The sequence below is a fragment of the Natrarchaeobaculum sulfurireducens genome, from assembly GCF_003430825.1.
Lineage (GTDB): Archaea > Halobacteriota > Halobacteria > Halobacteriales > Natrialbaceae > Natrarchaeobaculum > Natrarchaeobaculum sulfurireducens.
Map to the genome: position 1 here is coordinate 2,067,585 of NZ_CP024047.1, position 25,778 is coordinate 2,093,362.

At 64.7% G+C, this 25,778-nt stretch carries 21 protein-coding genes and 1 pseudogene; 14 read left to right on the forward strand and 8 right to left on the reverse strand.

Translation table 11 applies throughout. The annotated features are described in order from the left end of the window. Positions 1-3 precede the first annotated feature (3 nt). The 7 genes from folP to AArc1_RS11425 all read left to right on the forward strand — a co-directional run bounded on the left by folP (position 4) and on the right by AArc1_RS11425 (position 8,380). Positions 4-2,517 (forward strand): dihydropteroate synthase, encoded by a 2,514-nt coding sequence (gene folP / locus AArc1_RS11400; RefSeq protein ID WP_117364485.1) that lies wholly within the window; start codon positions 4-6, stop codon positions 2,515-2,517. Positions 2,518-3,251: 734 nt separating this feature from the next. Continuing rightward, entirely contained in the window at positions 3,252-3,392 is a 141-nt protein-coding gene (locus AArc1_RS19065; RefSeq protein ID WP_186336593.1) for a hypothetical protein, read from the forward strand. Positions 3,393-3,396: 4 nt separating this feature from the next. Continuing rightward, complete coding sequence (locus AArc1_RS11405; protein ID WP_117364486.1) at positions 3,397-4,389, forward strand: YeiH family protein; 993 nt, start codon at positions 3,397-3,399, stop codon at positions 4,387-4,389. A gap of 364 nt (positions 4,390-4,753) precedes the next feature. Further along, positions 4,754-5,740, forward strand: a complete 987-nt coding sequence (locus tag AArc1_RS11410; protein WP_186336594.1) for a PstS family phosphate ABC transporter substrate-binding protein — start codon at positions 4,754-4,756, stop codon at positions 5,738-5,740. An 8-nt stretch (positions 5,741-5,748) separates the two neighbouring features. Next, entirely contained in the window at positions 5,749-6,693 is a 945-nt protein-coding gene (gene pstC / locus AArc1_RS11415; protein ID WP_117364488.1) for a phosphate ABC transporter permease subunit PstC, read from the forward strand. Beyond that, positions 6,693-7,553, forward strand: coding sequence for a PstA family ABC transporter permease (locus AArc1_RS11420; RefSeq protein WP_117364489.1), 861 nt, complete (start codon positions 6,693-6,695; stop codon positions 7,551-7,553). Before pstC ends, AArc1_RS11420 begins: the two co-directional genes overlap by 1 nt. Beyond that, a complete protein-coding gene (locus AArc1_RS11425) occupies positions 7,550-8,380 on the forward strand; it encodes a phosphate ABC transporter ATP-binding protein (RefSeq protein ID WP_117364490.1) in 831 nt (276 codons plus the stop codon). Before AArc1_RS11420 ends, AArc1_RS11425 begins: the two co-directional genes overlap by 4 nt. 238 nt (positions 8,381-8,618) lie before the next feature. Here the strand turns inward: AArc1_RS11425 and AArc1_RS11430 are convergent, their stop codons facing one another. Next, positions 8,619-10,883 (reverse strand): methyl-accepting chemotaxis protein, encoded by a 2,265-nt coding sequence (locus AArc1_RS11430; protein ID WP_228442317.1) that lies wholly within the window; start codon positions 10,881-10,883, stop codon positions 8,619-8,621. A gap of 590 nt (positions 10,884-11,473) precedes the next feature. On the opposite strand from AArc1_RS11430, the pseudogene AArc1_RS11435 reads away from it, so the two are divergent. After that, positions 11,474-11,671, forward strand: a pseudogene (locus tag AArc1_RS11435) (tryptophan synthase subunit beta); the annotation flags it as partial. 152 nt (positions 11,672-11,823) lie between these two features. Here AArc1_RS11435 and AArc1_RS11440 read toward each other — a convergent pair. The 4 genes from AArc1_RS11440 to AArc1_RS11455 all read right to left on the reverse strand — a co-directional run bounded on the left by AArc1_RS11440 (position 11,824) and on the right by AArc1_RS11455 (position 15,129). Beyond that, positions 11,824-12,234, reverse strand: coding sequence for an HIT family protein (locus AArc1_RS11440; protein ID WP_117364491.1), 411 nt, complete (start codon positions 12,232-12,234; stop codon positions 11,824-11,826). A 99-nt stretch (positions 12,235-12,333) separates the two neighbouring features. Continuing rightward, positions 12,334-13,395 (reverse strand): glycosyltransferase family 4 protein, encoded by a 1,062-nt coding sequence (locus AArc1_RS11445; protein WP_117364492.1) that lies wholly within the window; start codon positions 13,393-13,395, stop codon positions 12,334-12,336. Between the two features lie 287 nt (positions 13,396-13,682). Then, positions 13,683-14,222 carry a hypothetical protein gene (locus AArc1_RS11450; protein WP_117364493.1) on the reverse strand — a complete coding sequence of 180 codons (540 nt, stop codon included), beginning with the start codon at positions 14,220-14,222 and terminating at the stop codon, positions 13,683-13,685. A gap of 292 nt (positions 14,223-14,514) precedes the next feature. Beyond that, complete coding sequence (locus tag AArc1_RS11455; RefSeq protein ID WP_117364494.1) at positions 14,515-15,129, reverse strand: hypothetical protein; 615 nt, start codon at positions 15,127-15,129, stop codon at positions 14,515-14,517. Positions 15,130-15,407: 278 nt separating this feature from the next. On the opposite strand from AArc1_RS11455, the gene AArc1_RS11460 reads away from it, so the two are divergent. Further along, positions 15,408-17,315, forward strand: coding sequence for a S9 family peptidase (locus AArc1_RS11460; RefSeq protein WP_117364495.1), 1,908 nt, complete (start codon positions 15,408-15,410; stop codon positions 17,313-17,315). 11 nt (positions 17,316-17,326) lie between these two features. Here AArc1_RS11460 and AArc1_RS11465 read toward each other — a convergent pair whose 3' ends face one another. Then, entirely contained in the window at positions 17,327-18,175 is an 849-nt protein-coding gene (locus AArc1_RS11465; protein ID WP_117364496.1) for a hypothetical protein, read from the reverse strand. Positions 18,176-18,309: 134 nt separating this feature from the next. Between AArc1_RS11465 and mobA the strand changes: the two genes are divergently transcribed. Beyond that, positions 18,310-18,993 carry a molybdenum cofactor guanylyltransferase gene (mobA, locus tag AArc1_RS11470; protein ID WP_117364497.1) on the forward strand — a complete coding sequence of 228 codons (684 nt, stop codon included), beginning with the start codon at positions 18,310-18,312 and terminating at the stop codon, positions 18,991-18,993. 158 nt (positions 18,994-19,151) lie between these two features. Continuing rightward, a complete protein-coding gene (locus AArc1_RS11475; RefSeq protein WP_117364498.1) occupies positions 19,152-20,957 on the forward strand; it encodes an aldehyde ferredoxin oxidoreductase family protein in 1,806 nt (601 codons plus the stop codon). Between the two features lie 27 nt (positions 20,958-20,984). Here the strand turns inward: AArc1_RS11475 and yqeC are convergent, their stop codons facing one another. Next, the gene (gene yqeC / locus AArc1_RS11480) at positions 20,985-21,713 is read right to left on the reverse strand and encodes a selenium cofactor biosynthesis protein YqeC (RefSeq protein WP_117364499.1); all 729 of its coding nucleotides are present in this window, start codon (positions 21,711-21,713) and stop codon (positions 20,985-20,987) included. A 117-nt stretch (positions 21,714-21,830) separates the two neighbouring features. Between yqeC and AArc1_RS11485 the strand changes: the two genes are divergently transcribed. Continuing rightward, entirely contained in the window at positions 21,831-22,856 is a 1,026-nt protein-coding gene (locus tag AArc1_RS11485) for a lysylphosphatidylglycerol synthase transmembrane domain-containing protein (protein WP_117364500.1), read from the forward strand. A 38-nt stretch (positions 22,857-22,894) separates the two neighbouring features. On the opposite strand, the gene AArc1_RS11490 is transcribed toward AArc1_RS11485, so the two are convergent. Next, positions 22,895-23,956, reverse strand: coding sequence for an NAD(P)-dependent glycerol-1-phosphate dehydrogenase (locus AArc1_RS11490; protein ID WP_117364501.1), 1,062 nt, complete (start codon positions 23,954-23,956; stop codon positions 22,895-22,897). A 221-nt stretch (positions 23,957-24,177) separates the two neighbouring features. Between AArc1_RS11490 and AArc1_RS11495 the strand changes: the two genes are divergently transcribed. Then, entirely contained in the window at positions 24,178-25,176 is a 999-nt protein-coding gene (locus tag AArc1_RS11495) for an RAD55 family ATPase (protein ID WP_117364502.1), read from the forward strand. A gap of 117 nt (positions 25,177-25,293) precedes the next feature. Then, a complete protein-coding gene (locus tag AArc1_RS11500; RefSeq protein WP_117364503.1) occupies positions 25,294-25,716 on the forward strand; it encodes a GIY-YIG nuclease family protein in 423 nt (140 codons plus the stop codon). Positions 25,717-25,778 lie beyond the last annotated feature (62 nt).

Genomic DNA, 25,778 nt, shown 5'->3' on the forward strand with positions numbered 1-25,778 from the left:
GATATGGAGTATCACGAGGCGGCGGACTTCCTCTTCGGTCTGCGGCGATTTCGCCCGAAGCCGGGGACGGAGTCGACGGCACGATTGCTCGCCTCCCTCGAGGACCCGCACGATAGCATCGACTGCGTCCAGATCGCCGGCTCGAACGGGAAGGGAAGTACCGCTCGCATGCTCGAGCGCACGCTTCGGGAGGCCGGCTACTCGGTGGGGCTGTACACCTCGCCCCATCTCGAGGACCTTCGCGAGCGAGTTCGCGTCGACGGCCGGAAGATCCCGCGCTCGGCAGTCGCCGAGTACGTCGACACCGTTCGTGATCACGTCACGCAACGCGGTGCCGACGGCGACTCGCCGACGTTCTTCGAGACGATGACCGCCATGGCGCTGTGGTATTTCGGCCGCGAAGACGTCGACGTCGCCGTCCTCGAGGTCGGCATCGGCGGCCGATACGATGCGACGAGCGTCGTCGATCCGGTTGCGAGCGCGGTTACGAGCGTCACCCTAGAACACACGGGCATTATCGGCGACACCGAAGCCGAGATCGCCCGCGACAAAGCTCACGTCGCTCCCGACGACGCCCCGCTGGTGACGGCCGTCTCGGGTGACCCGCTCGAGGCGATTCGCGAGGTGGCTGGCGAGGTCGTCACGGTCGGCGACGGGACGGGCGACGGTCCGGCACCCGACGTGGCGGTCACCTACGGCGGGCTGGCGAATCACGCGGAGGCCGCCGTTTCGATCGACGCGGCGGAGTGGGGGGTCGACACCCACGTCCCGCTTCCGGGCGACCATCAGGCGACCAATGCAGGTATCGCGGCGGCCCTCGCCCGACAGGTCACAGCCGTCGACGAGGACGACCTCGCCCGCGGCCTCCGGGCGGCTCACTGGCCGGGCCGATTCGAGGTGATGGACACCGATCCGCTCGTCGTCCTCGACGGTGCCCACAATCCGGGGGCCTGCGAGACGCTCGCCGAAACGCTGTCGGCGTACGCCTACGACGACCTCCACGTCGTCTTCGGTGCGATGCACGACAAGGACCACCGGGAGATGGCCACCGCCCTCCCCGACCCGGAGACGGTCGTCGCGACCGAACCATCCCTCGAGCGCGCTGAAGCGCGCTCCGTCCTCGCGACGGTGTTCGAAGACGCGGGCGTCCCGACCGTCGAGTCCGTCGCATCCGTCCAGGACGCACTTTCTATCGCGCTCGAGTACGCTGGAGCCGACGACTGTGTGGTCGTCACCGGTTCGCTGTTCGCCGTCGCCGAGGCCCGCTCGCGGTGGACGCGCGCCGACGTGCCTAAACGAATCAGCAACCTCGAGGACGCCCGCGAGATACTGGCCGCGGCCAACGTCCCGGAACGCGGCGTCGGTCGATTCGACGGCGACGCCGTCCACCGCGTCGTGCGGACGAATCTGCGGGTGAGCCAGGCCGAGGATCTGAAAGACGAACTGCTCCGTCTCGGCGGCGAGTGTGCGATCGCCACCGACCGTAGCGGTGACGAACGGGTCGACGCAGTGCTCATGGGGACCCACTCCCAGTTCGACCGGCTCACGAAGACGCTCGCGGACTGCGCTTATGGCCTCGAGACGGTCGCCACCGAACTCCGACAGACGCTCGACCTCGACGACGCGTCCGAGGACACAACCAGCGACGTTGGACACGCCGGAGACCACGGTGTCGGAGCGGACGACGAGGGGACCGCAAGCGAGTACCCGTGGCACGCCCACACCGCCGTCATGGGTATCCTGAACGTCACGCCCGACTCGTTTCACGACGGGGGCGAGTACGACGCCGTCGAAGACGCCGTCGCCCGTGCCGAGGCGATGGTCGATGCCGGTGCTGACGTGATCGACGTCGGCGGCGAGTCGACGCGACCAGGGGCTGATCCGGTCCCGGTCCAGGCAGAGATCGACCGCGTCGTCCCCGTTATCGAACGGATTACCGACCTCGAGGCGGCGATCTCCGTCGACACACGCAAGGCCGCCGTTGCCGACGCCGCCCTCGAGGCCGGGGCCGATCTCGTCAACGACGTCTCCGGGCTCGAAGACCCCGAGATGCGATTCGTCGTCGCGGACCACGATGCGGGACTGGTCGTGATGCACAGCATCGACGCGCCCGTCGTCCCCGACCGCGAGGTCGACTACGACGACGTCGTCGAGGACGTTATCGACCAGCTCGCCGAGCGCGTCTTACTCGCCGAGAAAGCCGGCATCGACCGCGAGCGAATCGTCATCGATCCGGGGATCGGCTTCGGCAAATCTGCGGGCGAGAGCTTCGAACTCCTGGGTCGAATCGACGAGTTCGCGGCGCTCGACTGTCCCGTACTGGTCGGTCACTCACACAAGTCGATGTTCGCCCACGTCGGCCGCGATGCCGACGAGCGCCTCGAGGCGACCGTCGCGGCGAGTGCGATCGCCGCGGACCGCGGTGCCGACGTGATTCGAGTCCACGACGTCGCCGAGAACGTCGCTGCCGTTCGGACGGCACTCGCCGCCCGCGACCCCGACCGCTTCGAGTGGTAGTACCGTCTCGAGTCGATTGGGTGCCATCGAGGTTAGATCGAGTACCGCCGACGCTTTCGACGGTGTCATCGATCAGTTCGAGGCTGTTGTCGGCCCCGCGACGGACACTGGTCTCGACGAGGGGTTCGCAGTCTCCCTCAGTATAAAAGGGATCGCAGCCCTGTTGGACTGTCTTCGTCTTTCACATTGCCGGTCAGGCGTTCGATCCCGTCGTTTCACACGCCTCGCCGATGGCGAACGCAGCTCACCCAGGTGAGCGAGGACTGTTATCAGTAGGTGTGTGCGAGCGTACAGGAGTCGGTCGAAGTGGCGTCGACCGGTAGTCCTCGCAGGTTGTACGGTTCCGAACGTCGCTACTACTCGAGCGACTGTCGTTCCCGGGACCGTCGCCGATCGAACGAGGGTCGGGTCCGCGCCTGACGATCAGACGCGCCGATTCGCCGCCGGTCGAGGCGTCGATCGCAGCCAAACGAGAGAGCACAGCACACGATTCCGAGCGAGTCGTGTGCACATTCTACACACTACCGGTCGAAATTGACCGTCGCGAGTAGCGGAAGTTCTTACCGTGACCGACGACGGACTCGCGGCCGATGACGGATGGTCGGTCGATGCCCATCCCATCGGGTGACGGTCGCCCGCATTTCAGCTACCAGTCACACACTTCATCGGCTGACGGTCACCCGTTCGACGCGGTCGGCAACCGTTAAATGGCCGAAGGGCAGAAATCCGAACGAATGTCGAGAGTACCGTGGGAGCCGTACGTCGCCCGGCTGTGGGATCGCTGGACGGCGCTCGAGCGCGACTGGCGAAGCGTCGCGGTCGGGGCGATGATCGTCGGATCGATCGCGCTACTGGATCTTCAGGTTCCGTGGTGACGTGATGAGTGCCCGTCGACTGCTTCCGGGGATCGCCGTTCTCTGTCTCGGGGCCCTGCTGGCCCGCGGAATCGCCGACCTTGCGGGCCCGAATCACCTCCTCGTCGCCATCGCGCTCGGGTTCGTCCTCGGCAACGTCGTGGGAGTTCCCGACCGACTCGCACCCGGAATCGCGACCCACAAGCTCTGGCTCGGCGCTGGCATCGTCCTCCTGGGGGCGTCGCTCTCGCTCGAGGCGGTACTCGAGGTCGGCGGGCCCGTTCTGGCGGTCGTCGTCGGCGTGACCGGGCTGACGCTGGTGCTCGTCGAAGTGCTCGCCCGAAACGTCTTCGGGCTCGCGAACCGGCTCTCGTCGCTGCTCGCGGCCGGAGCCAGTATCTGTGGGGTCTCGGCGGTCGTCGCCGTCGCGGGAATCGTCAGGGCGAGGGAGGGACAGATCGCCTACGCAGCCGCGACGGTGTTGCTGTTCGACGCGATCACGATCGTCGTCTACCCGATCGTCGGCGAGTTGCTGGGGCTGTCGGGAATCGTCTTCGGGATCTGGGCCGGCGTCAGTATGTTTTCGACCGGCCCCGTCGTCGCGGTCGGGTTCGCCCACTCGGACGTCGCCGGGCAGTGGGCGACGATGACAAAACTCACCCGAAACGCTCTCATCGGCGTCGTCGTCCTCGCGTACGCGAGTTACTACGCCCGATCTGGGTCGTCAAGTGCGAGCGACGGGCGGTCGCTCGGGCTCCTCTGGGCGGAGTTTCCGAAGTTCGTCCTCGGGTTTCTCGCGCTCGCCGTCCTCTCGTCGCTCGGCGCGTTCTCCCCCGACCAGCAGGCGTCGATCGAGAACGCCTACGGCTGGCTGTTCTTGCTCGCATTCGTCGGACTCGGCACGGAAATTCGGCTCGCCACGCTCCGTAATACCGGCTCGACGCCGGTGGTCGTCGTGCTGGTGGCGTTTCTCGTCGCGAGCGCTCTCTCGCTGGGCGTCCTCACGGTGCTTTTCTGAGAGAGGTCTCGAGCCGCCAACCGACGTCCGACCCGCGCCACGCATAGCGGCAACAAGATCCGCAACAGTCTGAATCGGCCGTTAGTGGACGAGAGGGCTGATCTACACGCGTCTGTCACCAGGTCGAAGGAGTTGCTCGAGCGGTTTGGCCGCCCACTCACGCTGTGTTGTGCATCGACCGACGGTCGTTTTCGGGCGGCTCGAGGCGTCTTCGGCGTAGATCGAGTTAATCGTCCACGGGCAGGTATCGAGGGTGTCAGTCACACCCGCGGCTCGGAGAGTTTTGCACCTTTTCGGGTAAACACCGAAGAATTGCTTACAGAGCGCCTCTTACAAGGGAATAGCTGATAGGGAGGTGTAGTTCATGACGCAGAACTACTCTCGCCGTTCTGTATTGCAGCTCGCAGGTGCTGGGTCCGTGGCTTCGCTCGCCGGCTGTGCCGGATCGGGTTCCAATGGCAACAGCAGCAGCGCCGTTCGGATCTCCGGCGGTGTCGGGCCGCTGCCAATGGTCGAAGTCTGGGCGGACATGTACGAAGACCAAACCGGCGTGACGTTCGACATCTCCGGTGGCGGCACCGGGGTCGGCGTCTCCGACCTGTTCAACGGACAGGTCGACGTGGCGATGATGGGCCGTGACCCCGACGAGGAGGAACTCGAGGAGGGACTGATCGCCGTTCCGATGCTCATCGACACCGTCGTCGGGACGGTCAACGTCGACAACCCCGTCTACGACGAACTCCGCGAGAACGGGCTGACCCGCGAGGACCTCGAGGCGATCTTCACCCGGGAGATCACCAACTGGGGCGACGTCGCCGACGCCGACGTCGACGAGGAGATCACCGTCTACGGCCGCTCTGACTCGTCGGCTGCCTACCAGCAGTGGGGTGACTTCCTTGGCGGTGACGGTGACAAACACACCGAAAGCGAACTCGAGAACCTCGCCGACGCCAACCACAATGGCGACCAGTCGGTCGCAGAGGCCATCGGAAGAAACGAGAACGCCGTTTCGCTGAACAACATCAACTACGTCTACGACCTCGGAAGCGGCGAACTCGAAAGCGACGTTCGCCCGATTCCGCTCGATATCGACGGCGACGGACTCTCCGAGGACGAAGACTTCTATGAGACCCGTGACGAATTCCTCGAGGCCGTCGAGGCGGGTATCTATCCGGCACCGCCAGCCCGCGAGATGTTCCTCGCCGCCGACGACGGGTTCGAAGACGAGGCCTACGACTTCGTCGAGTGGGTGCTCACCGACGGTCAGGAGTACGTCTCCGAGAACGGCTACGTCCCGCTCGAGGAGGACCGACTCGAGGAGGCGCTGGAGAAGCTGGCCGAGGGGCCGTGAACTGAACGATGGCCAGTTCGACGGAACCGACTGAAACCAGCGGAGGCCACTCCGGCCGGCTCGCCAGCCGACTGCGCCGGGAGCGGGTGAGCAGTTACTGGTTCGCCGGTGCCGGCTACTTCGCCATCGCGCTGTTCGGGTTGATCGTTCTGACGCTGGTGTATCAGTCGCTGCCGTTACTCTCGGAGTTTTCGATCGTTCAGATGCTGACCTCTTCACAGTGGGACCCCGCCCAGCAGGAGTTCGGTTTCCTGCCCGCGATCGTGGGGACGATCTACGTCACGATCCTTTCGATGGCGATGGGCACTCCCATCGCGATTCTCGCGGCGATCTACATCGCCGAGTTCGCCGAGGGGCGGACGAAAACGCTCGTCTCGTCGTTCATCGACGTGCTCGCGGCGATTCCCAGCGTCATCTTCGGGCTCGTCGCGCTGATCGTTGTCGTCCCGTTCGTCGGCGACTACCTCGCGCCTGCAGTCGGCTCGAGCGCAACCGGCCTGGGAATCTTCACCGTCAGCCTGGTGATGGCCATCGTCGTCACGCCGTTTATGATCTCGCTGTCGGTCGAGTCGCTCGAGTCGCTGCCCGATGAGCTTCGGGAGTCCTCACTCGGCGTCGGCGCGACCCAGTGGGAGACGATCCGATCGGTTCTGCTTCGGGCTGCCGGTCCCGGCATCTTCTCGGCAGTTTTGCTCGGGTTTGGCCGCGTCTTCGGTGCGACGATCGTTCCCGCCATGCTGATCGGCGGCCAGACGCAGATTCCCGACTCGCTCTTTGCGACGGGCCAGACGTTGCCGACGCTGATCGTCAACGACTTCGGCGAACTGATGAGCCTGCCGCTGACCCAGTCGGCGCTGATCTTCGTCGGGCTCACGCTCGTCATCGTCGTCTGGCTGTTCAATTTCAGCGCGATGTACGTCCGCAAGCGTCTCAAACGGAGGTGGCAGTACTGATGGACCGATACGCCAAACAGCGGCTGTTCGGCGCACTCACCCGCGGGGCGGCCGCACTGGTCGTCGCCGTGATGGCGCTGGTCGTCGCCGTGACGATCGCCCGTGGCGGGTTCGTCTTCATCACCGATCCCGCTATCGCCGTCACACCGCCAGGTTCCCGATACATGCTCGAGGCCGACGGCGGGTTCTTACACGCCGTCCTCGGGAGTATCCTGATCGTCGGCCCCGCGACAGTCGTCTCCGCACTGCTCGCGGTCTCGACGGCGATCTACCTCCAGAGTGACTACTCGAGCGAACGGTTCGCCGAGTCGGTGAACATGTTCCTGAACGTGCTCTGGGCGACGCCACCGATCGTCTACGGCGTGTTCGTCCTCACGGTAGTCATCGCGGTCGGCGCTCGAACGAGCCTGTTCTTCGGGATCATCGCCATCGCGATCTTCCAGTATCCGATCATGACGCGCTACACCGACGAGGCGTTACGATCGAGCCCCGAGTCGGTGAAAGCGACGACCTACGGCCTGGGTGCGACCCGGTTCGAGACCGCACGAATAACTGTCCGCGCCGCACTGCCGGGCGTCGTCGCCGGAATCATCATGGGCTTCGCCCGCGGGATCGGCGACGCCGCAACGGTGTTGTTCACCGCCGGCCGGAGCACGAACATGCCCGCTGGCCTCTTCGAACCAGCGACGACGCTGCCCGTGCTTATCTTCGACCAGGCGATGTCGTTCAACGCCGACGTCAGGTCTCACGCCTACGCGGCGTCGTTCGTCCTCATCGTCGCCGTGTTGGGCTTGATCGTCGTCTCGAGACTGCTCGCCGGACGCTACGCACGATACGCACCAGGAGGACGCCACTCATGACAGACGCTGCACTCACCACCGACACCCTCGCCGTAACGTACACCGGAAACCGCCGCGTCGAAGCGGTCAAAGGCGTCAGCCTCGAGTTTCCGCGAAACCAGCTGACCGCCATCATCGGCCCCTCGGGCTGTGGGAAGTCGACGCTGCTCAAATCGCTCAACCGACTCCACGAGATTCAGCCGAACGTCGAGATCAGCGGCGACGTCACGCTGAACGGGCGGTCCGTCTACGACACCGACGACCCCATCCCGGAGATCAGAAAACGCATCGGCTACGTTCCACAGGAGCCGACGCCGCTACCGCTATCGATCTACGAGAACGTCGCTTACGGGCTTCGAATCCACGGTGAGTTCGAGTCGGACGCCGACTTAGACGACCGCGTGGAACGCTATCTCCGGAAGGTCAACCTCTGGGAAGAAGTCGAAGACCGACTCGACGCACCGGGCGCGGAACTCTCGAGGGGGCAGATCCAGCGGCTCTGTCTCGCTCGCTCGCTGGCCGTCGAACCCGAGGTGTTGCTCTGTGACGAGGTGACGTCGGCGCTCGACCCCGTCTCCGCCGAAACCGTCGAGGAGACGCTCGCCGACCTCAAATCGGAGTACACGATCGTCATGGTCACCCACAGTATGGACCAGGCCAGACGCCTCGCCGACGAGATCGTGTTTCTCTATCTCGGCGAGGTCGTCGAGACCAACGATGCGACGTCGTTCTTCGAGAATCCCCAGGCCGAACGCACGAAAGAGTTCGTCGCCGGCCACGGTGTCGCCGTCCCCGACGATTCAGACGACGAGCAAAGCGAAAAGCCGTCAGTCACACCCGAACAGTAGGCAGGTCATGACATCCTCCTCGGCGTAAACGCCGAGGGTTCCTCTCGCGTGGGGTCGGGCGGTCCGACCCTACCGGAGGCAAGATTCCCTTTCTCAGGTACTCCGGTTTGCACGCAAGCCGTCAGTCCCGTGAGGGAGTGGTGTGCTTGGAGATCCGCTTGGCCCGTGCGGGCGGTGCCATCCACCTGACTTGGACTTGCATCCGAGATAGCGTACGCGGGGTGTAGACTGCGGACGATCAGTCGTCGTCTGCCGTCGTACCTGTTTGGCCGCCTGCGGCCGCCTCGGCGTCGGTTTGTGTCTCGAATCGCGCGAGTTGCGACTGGAGATCGGCCGCTCGGTCGGCGAGTGACGCCGAACTGGTCGCGATCTGCTGAATCGCGCTCGCTTGTTCTTCGGAGGCTGCAGAGACGTTTTGAGCTTCTTCTGCGGTTTGGTCGCTAACTGCCGCGACGTCGTCGACGGTCTCTGCGACCTCTTGGGCTGATGCCGCCTGATCGCTCGTCGCGTCGTCGATCGTCTGGATACCTGTATTCGTCTCGTCGATCCGCTCGACGATCTGCTCGAAGGATTCGACGGTGTTGTCGATGGTCTCACGACCGTCGACGACGCCGGATTGCATCTCCTCGAGGTCCGCTGCGACAGACTCGGTGGAGGACTCGACGGCGTCGATCAGACGTTCAACCTCGGTGGTCGCTTCCGCAGTCTCCTCTGCGAGCGACTTTACCTCGTTTGCGACGACGGCGAATCCGTCGCCGTCCTCGTTCGCCGCCGCGGCCTCGATCGAGGCGTTGATCGCGAGCAGGTTCGTTTCGTCCGCGATGTCGTCGATCAGCTCGACGACCTCACCGATTCGTTCGACTTCGTCCCGAAGCGCCGACATCTCCTCGACCGTCTCCGTCGCTTTCGACTCGATCGCATCCATCGTCCGGATGGCATCGTCGGCTTTCTCCGTCCCCTGCTGGCCCATTTGCTCGGCCTGGGCCGATTGTTCGGCAACGGTCTCGGACATCGACGTGATCTCTTCGATCGTCGCCGAAAGATCGCTCATCTCCGTCGCCGCCGTTGCAAGTCGGTCGTTCTGTCGATCGGTACCCGCCGAAATCTCCTCTGTACTCTCGGCGACTGCCGTACTCGACTCTTCGATCTCACGGGTCGCGACAGTCATCTCGGCACTCTTCGCCTCGACTTCGCCAGCTAGCGCCTGAACGTCGGTCACTACCGTCTCGATGTCTTCGATCATCCGATTTAACGCCTCGCCGATTTCAGCCATCGCCCGACTCTCACTCGCCGTGTCGAGTCGACGCGTCAGATCCCCGTCGGCGACGGCCTCGATCGTCTCGCTGTACTCGGCCGCTTTCTCCTCGAGGTGGCGACTCAACGTTTCCGCCTCGGCTTTGGCCTGCTGGGCTTCGGCCTGGGCAGTTTCGGCTTCCTGCTTTGCCTCTCGAGCCCGCTCGCGTTCCTGTTCGGCCTCTTCGGCCCGGTGTTCGACTTCCGAGAGCTGCTCGCGCAGCGTGTCGCGAATCCGCTCGAACAGCGCCGACAGCTGGCCGAACTCGTCGGTCCGCGACTGGCTGATCTCGACCTCGAGGTTGCCGCGTTCGATCGCCTCGGCGTACTCGGTGACGTTGCCGAGTGAGTTATTGATGTCTCTCGAAATCAGTCCGCCAACGACGACGAAGCCGACGACCGTGACCCCGAGCAACAGGAGGATGCTCTGTCGAACGTCGTCGACGGTGCCGTACACCGTCGACTCAGGGGCAAGAACGGTCACACCCCAGTCGAGTTCTTGTGTGGGGACCGTCACGGCGACAACCGACTCTTCCTCGACCAGGTCGTGGTCGACGGTCGCTTCGTCCATCCGCGGTTGCTCGAGGTCGCCCTCGAGTTCCGGGATCGACTCGAGCAGTTGATACTCCTCGAGTAAGCTGTCCGTATCCGGTGAGGTAGTCAACTTGCCCGTCTCTACCGAGTAAATTTCCATGACACCGCCGTCGACGGGGGCCTCTAACAACTGTCCGCGCTCGGTGATATCACTCGTAATCACGATCACGTGGCTCTCCTGGCCGTCGACGGGGCTGACGAACCCGATGAGGTTCTCGTCGCCGAGCGCATAGGGCTCGAACGCTCGCGCGTCGTCTGCGCCATCGAACTCATCAGGATCGATAGCCCACGTCTGGACCTCGGAATCTATCTCTTCGCCCTCGCGTGCAGTGTCCGTGCTGAGTTCGATGACTCCCGCCTCGAGATCCACGTAGTGGACCGCGTTCGTCGTCTCGGATGCGTGCTCGAAATAGTTCTCGAACTCGGCCCGCATCGCGTCTTCGTCGCCCTCAACGACACTTCTCGAGGTCGACATCCGTGCGGCCTCGTCGTTTCGACCCGCGAGCAGGCCATCGATTTCGGATGCCTCGGCCTCCGCAGCGGACTGAAGCGTCTCCTCGGTTTCGTCTTCGACGCTCGTCTGTACGTCTCCCAGCGTGACGTACCCGACGCTCATCAACACGAGTGTGACGAGGAGAAATACAATACCAATCTTGAAGATGTACCGGCTTCGAACCCCGGCTGTGACTCTCGAAATAAATGATTGTTCTGTCGCGTCCGGTTTACTCCCCTTCATACCGAAAAGTGACATAGTTCTTTATTAATTCTGTTGGCCAAAGAAACGCATAATAAATAATATACTTATCAGGTCGACACGACTCGGCAGTTACGGGAACTCATCGATCCATCTGGAACAGCAGGCGTCGTCGACCGGTTGTGAACGTCGAACCGAGCCACTGTCGACATCTCGAGGCCCCGACACGGCCGGTTGGAGAATATACTGGCCGATGATAGACTGATCGACGATACGGATCGACGTTGCTGGTCGATTTCGATACCGGCCGAGACGGTCTAGTACAACTCGGTACCGGTATCGCCGTCATGATGGATTGATTACTAGTAGTGTGTCTGGGAATCTATCACAACTCTCTGGCTGACCGCGGAACTTACTTTCCCTCTCCTTCACAGCCAAGGGCCATGTCAAACGGCGAGTTCGATGGGTACGGTGGCCGGTACGTTCCGGGAGCACTCGAGGAACCGCTCGCGGAACTCGCGGCCGCCTACGACGAGGTCGCAACGACCGAGACGTTCCAGACGGCGTTTCGGGAGTTACTCGAGTCGAGTCACGCCGTCGCCCGTGCCATCCAGTTCGCCGAAGCGGGCGACCACGACACGATTCTCGTCAACCTCTCGGGCCGCGGCGACAAGGATGTGCAGACCGCAGCCGAGAAGTCAGACCGCTAAGCGGGCCCGCAAGCAAACGGCGAAGCGGTAAGACGAGCATCGACACGACGGGACCACGTGATTTTCCACCGTCGCGTCAGTCGATGAGAGCGATACGGTCGACTCCTCGATCGTATACCGAACGCCACGAATCCGCCTCGGGCAGATCGCGCTTAACGCTGTTCGCGTACTCGAGCGGTCAACGCATCCCCCTCCTCGGGCTCGATGGAATTTCGTGGCAGGGACAGGGACACCTCGTCGTCCGTAAACCGCGGGACGAGGTGGACATGTGCGTGTTCGACCGTCCCGACGAGCGGCCCCGTCGTATGAAAGACACTGAAGCCGTCGGGCTCGAGCGTTGCGTCCAGCGCGCTGGCGACCCGCCGGACGGTCTCGAAGACGGCCGCCGACGTCGAGTCGTCGATGGTCAACACGCCCTCCTCGTGCTCGCGAGGAATGACGATAGTGTGGCCCGTTACAGCCGGGTTCCTGTCGAGAAACGCGAGCGTCCGCTCGTCCTCGAAGAGAACGTGAGCCGGTCGCTCGCCGGCCACGATCTGACAGAAACGACAATCGTCGGTCATAGTTATTCGCTCGTGCGAACTGTCATATAGCTATCTCCGACTGACGGCACAACCCGAAGTCGACAGCGACACGACAGCGGCGCTCGTCAACGACTTCGGCTATACCAGGCTCGAGGAGTCCTGAAGTGTCCGATAGATCGTCAGATACCGATCCCGAACGGCACCCGCATCGTACGACGCGAACCGATCGTCGGTGTCCCGTCGGGCGAGGCCGCCGGCCTCGAGGATGGCGTCGACGAGTTCTTCTTCGCTGGTCGTCCGAAAACCCCGGTCCCACCCCTCGACGAGTTCGTGGGCGCTGGAGTCGGCGTGGTACTCGACGATTCCCACACAGCCGGCGGCCAGCGCCCACAGCATCTCAGTCGGGAAGACACAGTGCTCGGCGGTCTGCGCAAAGACGTGGGCACCCCGATAGATCGCCAGGCGTTCCTCGAGCGAACAGGCCCCGGCGAACCTCACCCGGTCGTCGATCCGGAGTTCGCCAGCGAGTTGCTCGTACGCTTCTCGTTCCGGCCCGTCGCCGACGATAACCGCCCGCCAGTCACGGGTCCGGAGTTCGGCGAGCGCCAGAAACAGGCTCTCGAGGTTGGCGTCTGCGTCGAGTCGCCGGGCGTAGACCACGTCGACGGAGTCGCCAGGCGAGACGCCGTCGATGCGGTCGACGTCGATCGGGTTCGGGACGACCTCTACAGTGGCCTCGTCGACGCCCAGTTCCCTGACCCACGTCTCGACGAGTTCGGACGGCACGACGATCCAGTCGGCCCAGCGTGCCGCTCGTCTGGTCCACCAGTCGTTCGTTATCCCACCGTCGCCGTACCACTCGAGGATCGTCGGTGCCCGAGCGAGCATGCCGCCCCAGCGAGCTGCCAGGGCCTGTTTCGGCGGCCGAACGCTCGCGTGGACGACATCTGGTCCGAGCTTCGCGAGGACGAACGGAACTCGAGCGAGAAACGAGGTGGGTGCCTCGAGGCCAGCGGACGCACGATGGTACGAGATTCCGGTTCGTTTGATCGTCGAGCGCTCACCGTCCCAGAACTGGGCACAGCAGACGTGAACGTCGTGGCCCTGTTCGGAGAGCAACTCGAGGATCGTCTGGAGTCGCCGATTCGTCTCCGACTCACGGTGGTGTACCGTTTCGAACGAGACGAAGGCGACGCGCATATGCCGTCGCCACGCAGCGGCGGGATAAAAATTCACCTACATTTACGCAACAGCCGGCTTCGACCAGCAGCGTCGGCCGCCGGCGCTCGCGACGGCTATAGTAGCCACTGAAAGTCAGTGCACACACGATCGCACGACGGGAACGCGGTTCGGAGCGAGGAACCGAGTGAGAACCGCGGACAGTGCAATCGGTGTGTAAACCGTTTCAGTTGTTACTATACGACGGTTCTCGATCAAGCGAGCGATTCACGATGTGCCGGGCGGTCTCAGGACGTTCCGACTGGTCGTCACGTACCGTCCTCGAGTGGCTCATCCTCGGTCGTCGCGACGATCTGTGTCTCCGAATTGGCATCGGTGCCACACTCGAGGGTGACCTCACTCTGGTTCAACGCGGGATCGACGGCGTCCGCGCTTGCAGACAGCTCGTAGGAGTCGTCGGGAAGCCCGACGAGCGTGACGCTCTCGTTCGCCGGCACGCCGGTCGTCAGCGACTGGACCGAGGTGTCTTCCGTCCCCGCAGCCGTGCTCTCGACGGTCGACTCCGCGTGGAGCTGCGTCGAGACGTCGCTCTGAACCGAAAGCGGCGTCTGGTCGGTCGTCCAGTTCAGCGTGACCTCGACGGGTTCGGCGTACTGATTCTCGTATACCAACACGTTGGTTTCGTCGTCGCAATCGACCGTCACCGCGAGCCCGTCGTCCTGCTCAGCGTCCGAGCCTGCCGCCCCGCCGTCGCCGGCCCCGACGACCAGGGCACCCACCGCGAGCGCTCCGATCCCCACGAGTGCAACGGACACCAGGAGCCAGTGACTGGCCGTCGACGCACCCATCTCCAGCCTCGAGCCAGTAGACCGTTCGTCTCTCATCGGTATCGAAGCGCGAGACGGCCCGACCCCTTTGTTATGGAGAGCAGACACGGACAACCGAGATGACCACCGTCGACGGGCCGCCCAAACCTCGAGTCGGACACCCGCGTTCTCCGCCGGCCTCGAGTGTCTCGATGAACGGGACGGACTCGAGGGCGAACTCCGCAAGACGGGGCCTAACTCGAGAAGAGTTACTGATCGACGCGTTGGCGAGACTTCGGAAACGAGCCGTTATAAGTCGAAAAGCGAACCGGCCTCAATCGTCATCGCCGATCGTGAGGAGATCCTGAATAAACGAGTTGAGCTGGTCGATAATTCCAGCGTCGTCCTCGCCGTCGTCCCCGTCCCCGTCGTCTTCCTCACCGCCGGCATCCTCCTGATCATCGTCCGCGGCCGCGTCCTCGAGCGCCGCTGAATCGTCGTCCCCGTTTTCGTCGCTCGTCTCGCCATCATCTGTCCCGTTCTCTTCGTCTTCGACCTCATCGTCGGCGTCGTCGTCATCTGCTTCATTGTCTGCGTCGTCGTCATCTGCTTCATCGTCTATGTCGTCGTCATCTGCTTCATCGTCTGTGTCGTCGTCATCGGCGTCGTCGTCTGCGGTGTCGTCATCGGCGTCGTCGTCTGCGGTGTCGTCATCGGCAGCTGTATCGTCGGCAGCGTCGCTCGAGTCCTCGATACCCGACGGAGCATCGTCTTCGCCGACGTCCTCGAGGGCGTCACCGTCATTGTCGGTGTCCTGACCGGTGACGAACTCCGGAGCGACGAACGCGACGGTCGTCCCGAACGCGACCAGCACGACGAGGATAGTTATGACTACCAGCCAGCCAGAGCCATACGCAGATCCGCCCCCGTCGTCGGGTTCGTCTCCCATTTTCTCAAGGTACGCGATCCGTGTGGCTTTGTTAACCACCACAATCCGACGCCAGTGGAGCGCTGCAACGCTCGAGGGCGTCGGAGACAACCATCACGTGAGTTCAGCGGACGGCGGGCCGAGTTACCACGGCGTAAGCTCGGGCTACTCGAGTAGCGGTGGGCTACAGGTCTCCGACGAGTCACTATACCGGTGACCGCCGTCGCTTCCAGAGGGTGTGCGGATGTATGACATACTACACCCAAACGCCTACTGGCTCGAGGCGCGAGGACAGAGACATGAGCTACGATATCGAGCGCTACCTCAACGTTCGAAGCGCTTACGGCGCGTCGTTCGGTCCCGACGGTGAACGACTCTCGTTTCTGATGAACACCACGGGAACGGGACAGGTCTGGACGCTCGAGGGCCCCCGCGAGTGGCCGGAGCAACGCACGTTCTACGACGAACGAGTAACGTTCGCCTCGTGGTCGCCCGAGCGGCCGGAGTTGATCTTCGGGATGGACGACGGTGGCAACGAGAAAGTCCAGCTGTTCAGACTCGATGCCGAGACGGGCGTCATCGAGAGCCTGACGGCGAGCCCCGAGGCCGAACAACGTCGTGGCTCGGGGAGCCACAACGAGCCTCGCGCTCGCATCGCTCACGCGAAACACCGATGGGGCGGCTGGAGCCACGACGGCGAGCGGTTCGCGTTCGCCTCCAATCGGCGTGATGAGTCGGTCTTCGACGTATACGTCCAGAACCGTGACGAGACCGGCGACGCGGCCGAACTCGTCTGCGAGGGCGACGGGTGGCTCTCGCTCGCGGGCTGGAGCCCCGACGATTCCCGGCTGCTGGTCTCGCAGGCATACTCGAACTTCGACCAGGACCTCTACGTACTCGACCTCGAGGCCGACGAGCCGACCCTCGAGCATCTGACGCCCCACGAAGGCAACGTCCGGTATCAGAGTGCCAGTTGGGCACCCGACGGCGAGGGGATCTACCTGGTGACCGACGAGGGCGACGCCGACACGCTTTACCTCGCGTATCTCGACCTCGACACTCGAGCACTCGAGACCGTCGCCGACGGCGATGGGTGGAACGTCGACGGCATCGCGCTGGACGACGAGACGGGGCGGTTCGTCTACTCCCGAAACGTCGAGGGCTACACCGAGTTGACCGTTGGCGAGTTCGACGCCGACGATCCCACCGCGTTCGAGACGTTCCCCGAACCCGATCTGCCGGGCGGTATCGCCGGGGGTGTGAGCTTCGACCCCGACGCCGACCGATTCGCACTGTCGACGACGGGCGACACCGTGAACACGAACGTCTTCGTGGTCGACCTCGAGAGCGGCGAGGCCGAGCGGTGGACCGACGCTCCGACGGCCGGTATCCCGCGGGAGACGTTCCAGGAGTCCGAACTCGTCCACGTCGAGAGTTTCGGCGTCGACGGAGAAACCCCGTCGGCTGGGCTGGAGGTCCCTGGCTTCCTCACGCTTCCTGACAACCCTGCAGGCGGGAGCGAGGACGGCGCGCCCGTTATCGTCGACATCCACGGCGGCCCCGAGAGCCAGCGCCGACCGTCGTTCTCGAGCGTGAAACAGTACTTCGTCGATCGCGGTTACGCCTACTTCGAGCCCAACGTCCGCGGTTCGGCGGGCTACGGGGCTGACTACGCCGCCCTCGACGACGTCGAGAAACGGATGGACTCGGTCGCCGACATCGAAGCCTGCGTCGAGTGGCTGCAGGACCATCCCGCAATCGACCCGAACCGGATCGCCGCCAAAGGCGGCTCCTACGGCGGCTTCATGGTACTCGCGGCGCTGACTGAGTACCCCGACCTGTGGGCTGCCGGGATCGACGTCGTCGGCATCGCTAACTTCGTCACGTTCCTCGAGAACACCGGCGATTGGCGCCGCGAGCTTCGGGAGGCCGAGTACGGCAGTCTCGAAGAAGATCGTGCCTTCCTCGAGTCGATCTCGCCGATCAACAACGTCGAGAACATCGAGGCTCCGCTGTTCGTCCTCCACGGGGAAAACGATCCCCGTGTGCCGGTCGGCGAGGCCGAACAGATCGCCGAAAAGGCCGACGCCCAGGGCGTTCCCGTTCGCACGCTGATCTTCGAGGACGAGGGCCACGGCTTCTCGAAACTCGAGAATCGCATCGAGGCCTACTCGGCGATCGCTGACTTCCTCGACGACCACGTCTGAGCCTCGGGTTCCTACACGGGTCGACTGGCGTCTCCGTCTTCCTCGAACATCACGATGACCGTCGGCGCCTCACGGTCGACGTCGCAGTCGGAACCGCGTTCGACGGCGTAAGTCATTTCTCCGGTCTCGTTGGCGGGGACCGAAGCATGCAGTTCCAGTTCGTGTGTGCGCTCGTCATTGCGGTCGATTCGGTCCGGAACGTCGTAACTCCGGGGCTCGTACCGAACGGGGACCTGATCCGTCTCGACGTCGGTGCCCACCACACAGCCCGCTGCCGATGGCAGATCGACCGGGCGCGCAAACGGCGAGGGGTTCGTCACAGTGAGCGTGCCGACGGTCGCCTCGGCGCGGACCCGGTCCTCATCGTCGTCCGTCTGTGGAACGTCGACCGTCGTTTCGTCGTCGAGTTCGACCGAATACTGGACGTCACCGGTGACGACGTCCGCGCCGACGAAGACGAAACTCACAGCAACTATCCCGACGACGACGTAGCCAGCGGCCCGGCGGCCGACGTCGAGTCGCTGCCGGCGAACACCGTACCCGAGGCCGACGAACAGCGCTGCCGAGGCCGAAAGCAAAAGGAAGACGCCGGTCTCGTCGACCGTATAGCGAGTCGCTACGTACCCGAGAAACACGGCGTACGACAGCCCCGCAACTGCGTAGGCGACCACGTCGAGGACGTCGCGCTCGAGGGTAAGGCCAGCGACGAGAAAGGCGACGAACGCAGCGAACAGCAACGCAGCCGTCACCGTAATCGAGAGGCCGAACACTACGTCACGGGCGAAATACAGGAGCGCGCCGAGTGCGAAGAGGACGCCGAGGACGTACAACACCTTGCCGCCATCGAGTTCGAAATTCATTCGGGGACGGCGTACTCATTCCTCGCTGTCAGTATCAACGTTATGACTGATCGACGTGGACGGGCAGACTCTGGTCGACAGACTGCGGATCGATCGACGCCACACCTTTTTCGGCCGCCTGCGAACGACCAGTTATGGTTACGGGCGCGATTCTCGCCGGCGGCCGATCGACCCGCTTCGGCGACGAGGACAAAGCCGTTGCGTCACTCGCAGGAACGCCGATGATCCGCCGGGTCGCAGATCGACTCGCTGGGACGGCACCGCCGGTCGAACCGGGCGCGGCGGCGGCCAGCGACGGCGAACCCGTCATCGACAACCTGGTCGTCAACTGCCGAGCCGACCAGCGCGAACCGATCGCCGACGCGATGGCGGGGTATCCACTCGAGGTCGCCTACGTCGAGGACGAGACGCCGGACCAGGGACCGATGGCCGGCATCCGAAACGCCTGTCGAGGCGCGCCCGACGAGTGGACCGTTATCGTCGCCTGCGACATGCCGTTTGTCGACCCGACTCTCGTCAGCTACCTCTGTGGGGTGGCTCGAGATCACGAGGCGGCAGTTCCCCGACTCGAGGACGAGTGGTATCAGACGACTCAGGCCGTCTACCGCTCGGCGCCGATGGCGGACGCCTGTGACCGGGCGCTCGCTCGCGGCGACAGAAAGATCCTCGAGCCGTTGTTCGACCTCGACTACGTCGTCGTCGACGACGATGCGATCCGTGACGTTACCACCGAGTTGACGTTCGATAACGTCAACACCAGTGCGGACCTGAAACGTGCCGAGCGCCGCTATCGCGCGGATGGCCCGGACAGCGAGTGATCGAACGCCCGATTCCGATGGTCCACAACCAATATCCAGTTTGACACTTCGAGCTTCGTCGTCCACCGTGGACCGGCCGATCCCGATTTCACCGCCCAGACGCCGTCTCGAGGACCCACCGCGTGGCTTTTATCTCCCACTCCCGTCACCTAGCGACGATGCCCGACAGGGACGTCCTGGTGCGAGTCGACCTCTCAGCAGGACGTGTAACCAGCGAGGCGATCCCGGAGCGGTGGCTCGAGCAGTACGTGGGAGGGAAAGGCCTCGGCGCTCGATACCTCTACGACGAACTCGAGGCAGGAACGGACCCGCACGCGCCGGAGAACGTTCTCCTGTTCGCGCTCGGGCCGCTCACTGGCTACACACCCGGCGACCAGCGATACGCGGCGATCACGAAGTCGCCCCTGACGGGTGCGTTTCTCGACTCCTACGGCGGTGGCACCTTCCCCGCGCGACTGGCTGGCTCGCTCGAAGGACACCTCGGCGTACTCGTAACGGGTGTAGCTGCCGAGCCCGTCGTCCTCGAAGTCGACGGCGGCGAGGCGCGACTCGAGTCTGCCGACGACCTGTGGGGGCTCAACGCCGAGGCGACCTGCGATCGGTTCCCGGACGCCGCCGTTGCCTGCGTCGGCCCCGCGGGCGAAAACGGCGTCCAGTTCGCGACCATCGCCTCCGACGGCGGCGACCATCACGCTGGCCGCGGCGGCGCAGGCACCGTGATGGGCGCGAAGAACCTGAAAGCCGTCGTGGCCCACGGATCGGCCCCCGACGGGCTCGAGGACCTGCACGAGCGCGACGAAACGGCGTTCGCCGAGAGTGACGCCGGTCGGTGGCTCGCAGCCAGCGACACCCTCGAGACGGTCGACTTCGCGAACGAGGTCGGCGTGTTGCCGACCCGAGGCTGGCAGGCTCGCTCTTTCGACGGCGCCGACAACCTCGGCATCGAACGGGTTCGCAAAGCCGCCCACGGTCGAGAACGACCCGACGATCCCGTCCCAGGAGGGTTTCGCGTCGACAGTGACGAGGGCGAGAGCGTCCCTCGCGGCGCGGCGCCGATCGTCCTCGGGGCCGGCCTCGGCATCGACGACTTCGACGCCGTCGCCACGCTGGGGGCTATCTGCGACCGACTCGCGATGGACGTCATCACCGCGGGCAACGCGGTCGCCTGGTCGATGCGAGCGAGCCAGGAAGGGCTGCTCGAGCGCGACCTCGAGTTCGGCGACGAGGCGGCCGCCCGAACCCTGATCGACGAAATCGCCACCCGATCGACCCCCCTCGGCGAGGCGCTCGCTGACGGCGTCGATGCCGCGACAGCCCGGTTCGGCGGCGACGATCTGATCCCGACGGTCAAAGGAATGGAACTCTCCTCGTACGACCCGCGAAACGCGGAGACAATGGCGCTCGCGTACGCGACGAGCGACCGCGGCGGCTGTCACCGCCGTGCCCGCCCCGTCGAACTCGAGCCCGTCGCTGGTGGCACGTGGGACCCGGCGCGGAAGGTCGCAGCCGTCGTCGACGAGCAGAACCGACGGGCCGTCCTGTGGAGTCTGATCGCCGACGACTTTCTCGAGGACGTATTGCGGCCGACAGTCGCCGCGGAGTGGCTCTCGGCGGTCGGCTACGAGTGCGACGAGGACGAACTCGCACGGGTTGGCGAGCGGGTCTGGACCCTGGTCAAGCTGTTCAACCTTCGCGAGGGATTCTCGCGAGCCGACGACGAACTGCCCTCGACGCTGACCGAACCGCTCGAGGACGACGGGACAGCGGGCCTCGATCCGGAGGCGTTCGACGCGTTGCTCGATCGATACTACGCGATCCGCGGCTGGAACAATCGGGGTCAACCGACCGAGACCACCCTCCGTCGGCTGGATCTGTGTGACGTGTCGGACGCAGAGACACCGGTCCGGCGCTCCTCAGACGAGACACCCGCCGGCCGCTCGACAGACGAGACGCCGGAGACCTGAATCGGCCGTCGTACCTCGCCAGCGACTTCAGACGACGTCGACGACCGGCTGGTCCTCGAGAAAGCTCGTGAGAACGACGCGTGAGATGAGGCGCTGCTCGTGTAGCTGTGCCGCGATTTCGCGGGCCGTCCGCTCTGTGTCGGCGTCGTCGACCATGTTGATCAGCGGGACGACCGTCGCATCCGCCGGAACGTCGGCCCAGCCGCCTCGGTCGCTCGCGAGGACGGTCGCCACGTCAGCCGCCGAAATCCGGTCGCCGTGCTCGAGACCGGTCAGTTCGACGACGCGCTCGGGCCGGTGGACGTGCTCGTCGGTCAGCGGTTCGCCGACGATACGTGCGCTGGCGATCGGGACGACGATGTCGGCGGAATCCGGAATCTGGGGTTCGTTTTCGCCGGGTGCTTTGAACCAGCGAGTTCGTGCGCCATCGGCTTTGACGAGCACCGAAACGTCGTCGTCGACGTCGGCTGCGAGGGCGTCCACCGTCTCCGTCTCGTATCCCCGATACCGGTCGGATCGTTCTCGAGCGCGGACGAGGCCGATCGGCCACTCTCGAGCTTCCTCGACGGGCGACAGCGGCGCTTTGGCGACGTGAACGGCCGCGACGTGATCGTCGAACGGTGGAATCCTGACGGTCGCGGTGACGATCGCCCGCTCGAGTCTCCCGGCGAGTGCGTAAAGCGTCGATTTCTTGCCGCCGGCACCGACGACGCAGGTTACGTTGCCGTCGGCATCGAGTGCCTCGACGAGGTCCATACCGAGTAGAGGCGGCTCGAGCCCTTGAGTGTACTCGTCGCCGATCCTGGGACTCGAGAGTCGGCAAGTCAGACCGATTCGGTTGCGTTAACCAGCCCCGTGTCCGTAGGTGGATGCATGCACTGGCGACGAGCCGTCGTCGGGCTCTCGATCGCCGTCGGTGTCGTCGCCTTGCTGGTCTACGGCGTCGGCTGGGACACCGTCGTCGATCACGTCCGAGCCGCCCATACCGGATTTCTCGCGGCCGCGTTCGTGGTTGGGCTCGGGATGCTCGTGCTCCGAGGGGCGCTCGTGTGGCGGCTCCTCGACCCCGTCGACGGATCTGCCCGCGGCGCTGGGTTCGCGACGGCCTACCTCGCGGGGTATTTCGCCCGCAGCGCGCTTCCCTGGGGCCGATCGACGGGGACGCCGATCACGGCCTATCTCCTGTCGACCCACTCCGACTCGGAGTTCGAGGACAACCTCGCGGTCGTCGCCGCCGCAGAGGGGTTCAACGCCATTGCGAGTCTCGTCGTCGCCGCCGCCGGAGTCGCACTCTACGCCGCACTCGGTGACACTGGCTCGATCGAGTCCGTCTCGACGAGCGTCGCGCTCGCTAGCGGTGGTGGACTTCTCGCCGCCGGACTCGTGCTCGTCGTCTTCAACAGCGGCATCGCGAGGACAGTCACCCTCGATCTGGTCACGCGACTCGAGCGCACGATCGGGGCGCTACCGAGGCTCTCGCGGCTCGATGGCGTCCTCACGCGACGGATAGACGGCTTCTTCGAGACGCTCGAGGCCATCCAGGCCTCCCGTCGCACGCTCGCCGCGGCGTTTGGTATTGCGGTGGTGAGCTGGGTGTTCAACGCCGCGCCCCTGTACGTCGTTCTGGTGGCGTTAGGCGTCGACGTTCCGTTCGCGCTGGTGCTCGTCTGTGCGCCACTGGCGTCGTTCGGTGGTGTCGTCCCGCTGCCTGGCGGCTCCGGCGGCATCGAGGTCGTCCTCGCGAGTCTGCTCGTCGCGACTGTCGGCGTTCCGGTTGGCGTGGCTGCGGCGGCAGCCTTGCTCTACCGGGTGACGACCTACTGGACACACCTCGCGATCGGCGGCTGTGTTGCCGTCTCGCTCTCCGTATTCGGAACTGATCGGTTCGCCAGCGCGTGACAGACCGCTGTCCGCTTCGCGGCGACCAGCATGTCCGATCACTCGATAACGCCAGTCTTCGTCGCGACCTCGCGAGCCGCGCGCTCGTCCATGCCGTCGCCGAGGATCGTATATCGGTCGCGGATCTCGTGGCAGGTCGTCAGTGCTTCGATGACGGTCTCGTCGTCGATTCCGAGTTCTCGAGCCGTCGTCGGCGCGTCGATGCTGTCGAGTGCGCTCCGGATCTCGCGCCAGAAGCCGCGCTCGCCGCCGTGGAGGTAGGCCGTCATAATCGAACCGACGCCGACCTGGTGGCCGTGGAGAGCAGCCCCGGGGGCGAGTCGGTCGAGCTGGTGTGAAAAGAGGTGTTCGGCGCCGCTTGCCGGACGCGACGAGCCGGCGATGCTCATTGCGACGCCGGAAGAGACCAGCGCCTTCGTGACGATCCAGGCGGACTCCTCCAGACCGGGACGGACGAGGTCGGCGTTGTCGACGAGTATCTCGGCGGTCATCTCTGCGAGTGCGGCGGCGTACTCGGAGTATTCGACGTTTTTGAGCCGCTTGGCGAGTCGCCAGTCCATCACGGCCGTGTAGTTCGAGATGATGTCCGCACAGCCGGCAGTCGTCAGCTCCCACGGCGCTTCGGCGAGGACTGCTGTATCGGCAACGACGGCTAACGGGGGTTCAGCGGCGACGCTGTGGCGCGTATCCCCGTCCGGGACCGACCCACGGTTGCTGACGATCCCGTCGTGGCTCGCCGCTGTCGGCACCGAACAAAAGCCCATCTCGAGGTGGTCGCTGGCCATCTTCGCGATGTCGATGGCTTTCCCGCCGCCGACGCCCATCAGGTAGGAGACCTCCTCGGCCTCGGCTGCCTCGATGACGGTCTGGACCGACTCGAACGTCGCTGCTTCGATCGAGACGATGGCGGGGTCGATCCCTGCGGCCTCGAAATCGGCGGCGATCGGCTCGCCAGCGACGGATCGGGGGGTTGGGCTCGTGACGATCAACGGCCGCCCCTGCAAGTGGAGGTCGTCGACGACCTCGACGACCGACTCGAGGACGCCGTGACCGACGACGACGTTTCGCGGCAGGCGAATCCACGTCGACTTCTCGAACATACCTCACCAGTCACACCCCCGGACCATACGTGTTTTCTCCACGAGATCGTCCCCGCCGACACGTGAAAACTCGCCAGTGATTGCCAACCCGCCAGCCGAGCACAGCAGTCTCCGGCCGCCAGCCCAGCCCATCGAATTCAACCAGTCTGATCGATCCGTCGGCTGAACAGTCACCACGACTCAGAAAGGGATTCTTTTTCCCCGTCGTCGAACGGCCATCCATGACGGAGCACTTGCGGACGGAGCGGTCCCAGGAGCACCCACTCGAGTGTGGCCACTGTTACTACCCGATCCCCGGCGAACCGAACGAGTCCGACGACGGGCAGTTCTGTTCGACGACCTGTCTCGAGGCAGCCGAAGACGACTCGACGATGCCCGACCCCGGTGCGTACAAGCGCATCGTCACGGGGATCGAACCGATCGATTCGCTCGTCCACAACGGCGTCCCGGCGGATTCGTTCGTCTTGCTCTCGGGCGACGAAGGAACCAGACGCGACGAGCTGCTCAGCGAGCTCGTCTGGCGCGCGCTCGAGCGCGGCGAGCCGGCGGTCATCGTTTCCTACGCCAACCCGCCGACAGCGACGCTCGAGCGGCTGTTCGAGAACGGCTGGAACGTCCTGCCCGCGCTCGAGAACGACCGGCTGCGCATCCTCGACTGTTTCACCCACCGACTCGCCGACCGCGAGCAGTTCCTCGAGACCCGAACGAAGTGGGCGACGTTCGTCGGCGAGACGTGTGCCGACGCCGTCATCGAAGTCACAGAGCCCGACGACGTCCGTTCAGTCGCTACCAACCTGCTCGGGGCGCTCGAAGACCTCGAGATGAGCGAGACGGGGCTCGTGACGATCGACTCGCTCGACGAACTCGGGACACTGGTTCAGGACCAGCTCGTCCACAACTTCGTCAAGGACGTCCGAGCGACCGTCTGCAAGGCGCGGTACGTGCCGATCGTTGCGGGAGCGACGACCGCGGGCGCCGACGGCTATCCGGACGAGGAGTACGTCTTCGACGGGATCGTCGACCTCCGGTTGACCGAGGAGCTGACTCCGGGAGCCAGGGTGACACAGCTCGGCGTCAGGAAGCTGGTCGGAGCGCGGTACCTCCCACAGTGGGTAACCTACGAGTACGAGCCCGTCCACGGGCTGGTCGCCCTCGAACGGTCGCGCCCAGCCCAGCAATCGACGGCCGCCGACGACCGTAACGCGCCCCCGCCACAGTAAACCGGCGCTCGAGTCACCGACTCGCCGCCTCTGTGGTCGCCTAACCGCCTGTGAACCGTTCCGCTTCTCGAGTGCGAACCACATCGGTTTTTCTTCGAGTCGTCCTTCCATCTCGACATGGGCGGCACCTACGTTCTCGTGGTCAACGTGGCCGAGCAATCGACGATTGAGGTCGGTGCGCTGGGCGATCGAACGTTCGAGGTCGGTGCGTACGCCTACGTCGGCAGCGCGTTCGGCCCGGGCGGGTTCTCACGAGTCGAGCGCCATCGTGAACTCGCAACCGGACAGCGAACGACGCGTCACTGGCACGTCGACTACCTGCTCGGCCACCGGGCAACGACGCTCGAGTCGGTCGTCACCTTCCCCGACGCCGACCGAGAGTGTGAACTCGCCACCTCGCTTCCGGGCGAGCCCGTCCCTGACTTTGGAGCCTCCGACTGCGGATGTTCGGCTCACCTGCTGGCTGCGCCAACGACCGAGACCGTCCTCGAGGCGGCGCTCGAGGCAGGCGGGGTCCGTCTCGAGAGCGACAGTTCGTAAGCGCTCGAGGGCGAACGGCGGTCGACGACCGGCAAGTTATTAGCAACCATTGCGAAGCGGTA

Excerpts from the sequence above, each read along its gene's own strand:
- folP (WP_117364485.1), top strand. The coding sequence starts at position 4 with ATGGAGTATCACGAGGCGGCGGACTTCCTCTTCGGTCTGCGGCGATTT.
- AArc1_RS19065 (WP_186336593.1), top strand. The coding sequence starts at position 3,252 with ATGTCGAGAGTACCGTGGGAGCCGTACGTCGCCCGGCTGTGGGATCGC.
- AArc1_RS11405 (WP_117364486.1), top strand. The coding sequence starts at position 3,397 with ATGAGTGCCCGTCGACTGCTTCCGGGGATCGCCGTTCTCTGTCTCGGG.
- AArc1_RS11410 (WP_186336594.1), top strand. The coding sequence starts at position 4,754 with ATGACGCAGAACTACTCTCGCCGTTCTGTATTGCAGCTCGCAGGTGCT.
- pstC (WP_117364488.1), top strand. The coding sequence starts at position 5,749 with ATGGCCAGTTCGACGGAACCGACTGAAACCAGCGGAGGCCACTCCGGC.
- AArc1_RS11420 (WP_117364489.1), top strand. The coding sequence starts at position 6,693 with ATGGACCGATACGCCAAACAGCGGCTGTTCGGCGCACTCACCCGCGGG.
- AArc1_RS11425 (WP_117364490.1), top strand. The coding sequence starts at position 7,550 with ATGACAGACGCTGCACTCACCACCGACACCCTCGCCGTAACGTACACC.
- AArc1_RS11430 (WP_228442317.1), bottom strand. The coding sequence starts at position 10,883 with ATGAGCGTCGGGTACGTCACGCTGGGAGACGTACAGACGAGCGTCGAA.
- AArc1_RS11440 (WP_117364491.1), bottom strand. The coding sequence starts at position 12,234 with ATGACCGACGATTGTCGTTTCTGTCAGATCGTGGCCGGCGAGCGACCG.
- AArc1_RS11445 (WP_117364492.1), bottom strand. The coding sequence starts at position 13,395 with ATGCGCGTCGCCTTCGTCTCGTTCGAAACGGTACACCACCGTGAGTCG.
- AArc1_RS11450 (WP_117364493.1), bottom strand. The coding sequence starts at position 14,222 with ATGGGTGCGTCGACGGCCAGTCACTGGCTCCTGGTGTCCGTTGCACTC.
- AArc1_RS11455 (WP_117364494.1), bottom strand. The coding sequence starts at position 15,129 with ATGGGAGACGAACCCGACGACGGGGGCGGATCTGCGTATGGCTCTGGC.
- AArc1_RS11460 (WP_117364495.1), top strand. The coding sequence starts at position 15,408 with ATGAGCTACGATATCGAGCGCTACCTCAACGTTCGAAGCGCTTACGGC.
- AArc1_RS11465 (WP_117364496.1), bottom strand. The coding sequence starts at position 18,175 with ATGAATTTCGAACTCGATGGCGGCAAGGTGTTGTACGTCCTCGGCGTC.
- mobA (WP_117364497.1), top strand. The coding sequence starts at position 18,310 with ATGGTTACGGGCGCGATTCTCGCCGGCGGCCGATCGACCCGCTTCGGC.
- AArc1_RS11475 (WP_117364498.1), top strand. The coding sequence starts at position 19,152 with ATGCCCGACAGGGACGTCCTGGTGCGAGTCGACCTCTCAGCAGGACGT.
- yqeC (WP_117364499.1), bottom strand. The coding sequence starts at position 21,713 with ATGGACCTCGTCGAGGCACTCGATGCCGACGGCAACGTAACCTGCGTC.
- AArc1_RS11485 (WP_117364500.1), top strand. The coding sequence starts at position 21,831 with ATGCACTGGCGACGAGCCGTCGTCGGGCTCTCGATCGCCGTCGGTGTC.
- AArc1_RS11490 (WP_117364501.1), bottom strand. The coding sequence starts at position 23,956 with ATGTTCGAGAAGTCGACGTGGATTCGCCTGCCGCGAAACGTCGTCGTC.
- AArc1_RS11495 (WP_117364502.1), top strand. The coding sequence starts at position 24,178 with ATGACGGAGCACTTGCGGACGGAGCGGTCCCAGGAGCACCCACTCGAG.
- AArc1_RS11500 (WP_117364503.1), top strand. The coding sequence starts at position 25,294 with ATGGGCGGCACCTACGTTCTCGTGGTCAACGTGGCCGAGCAATCGACG.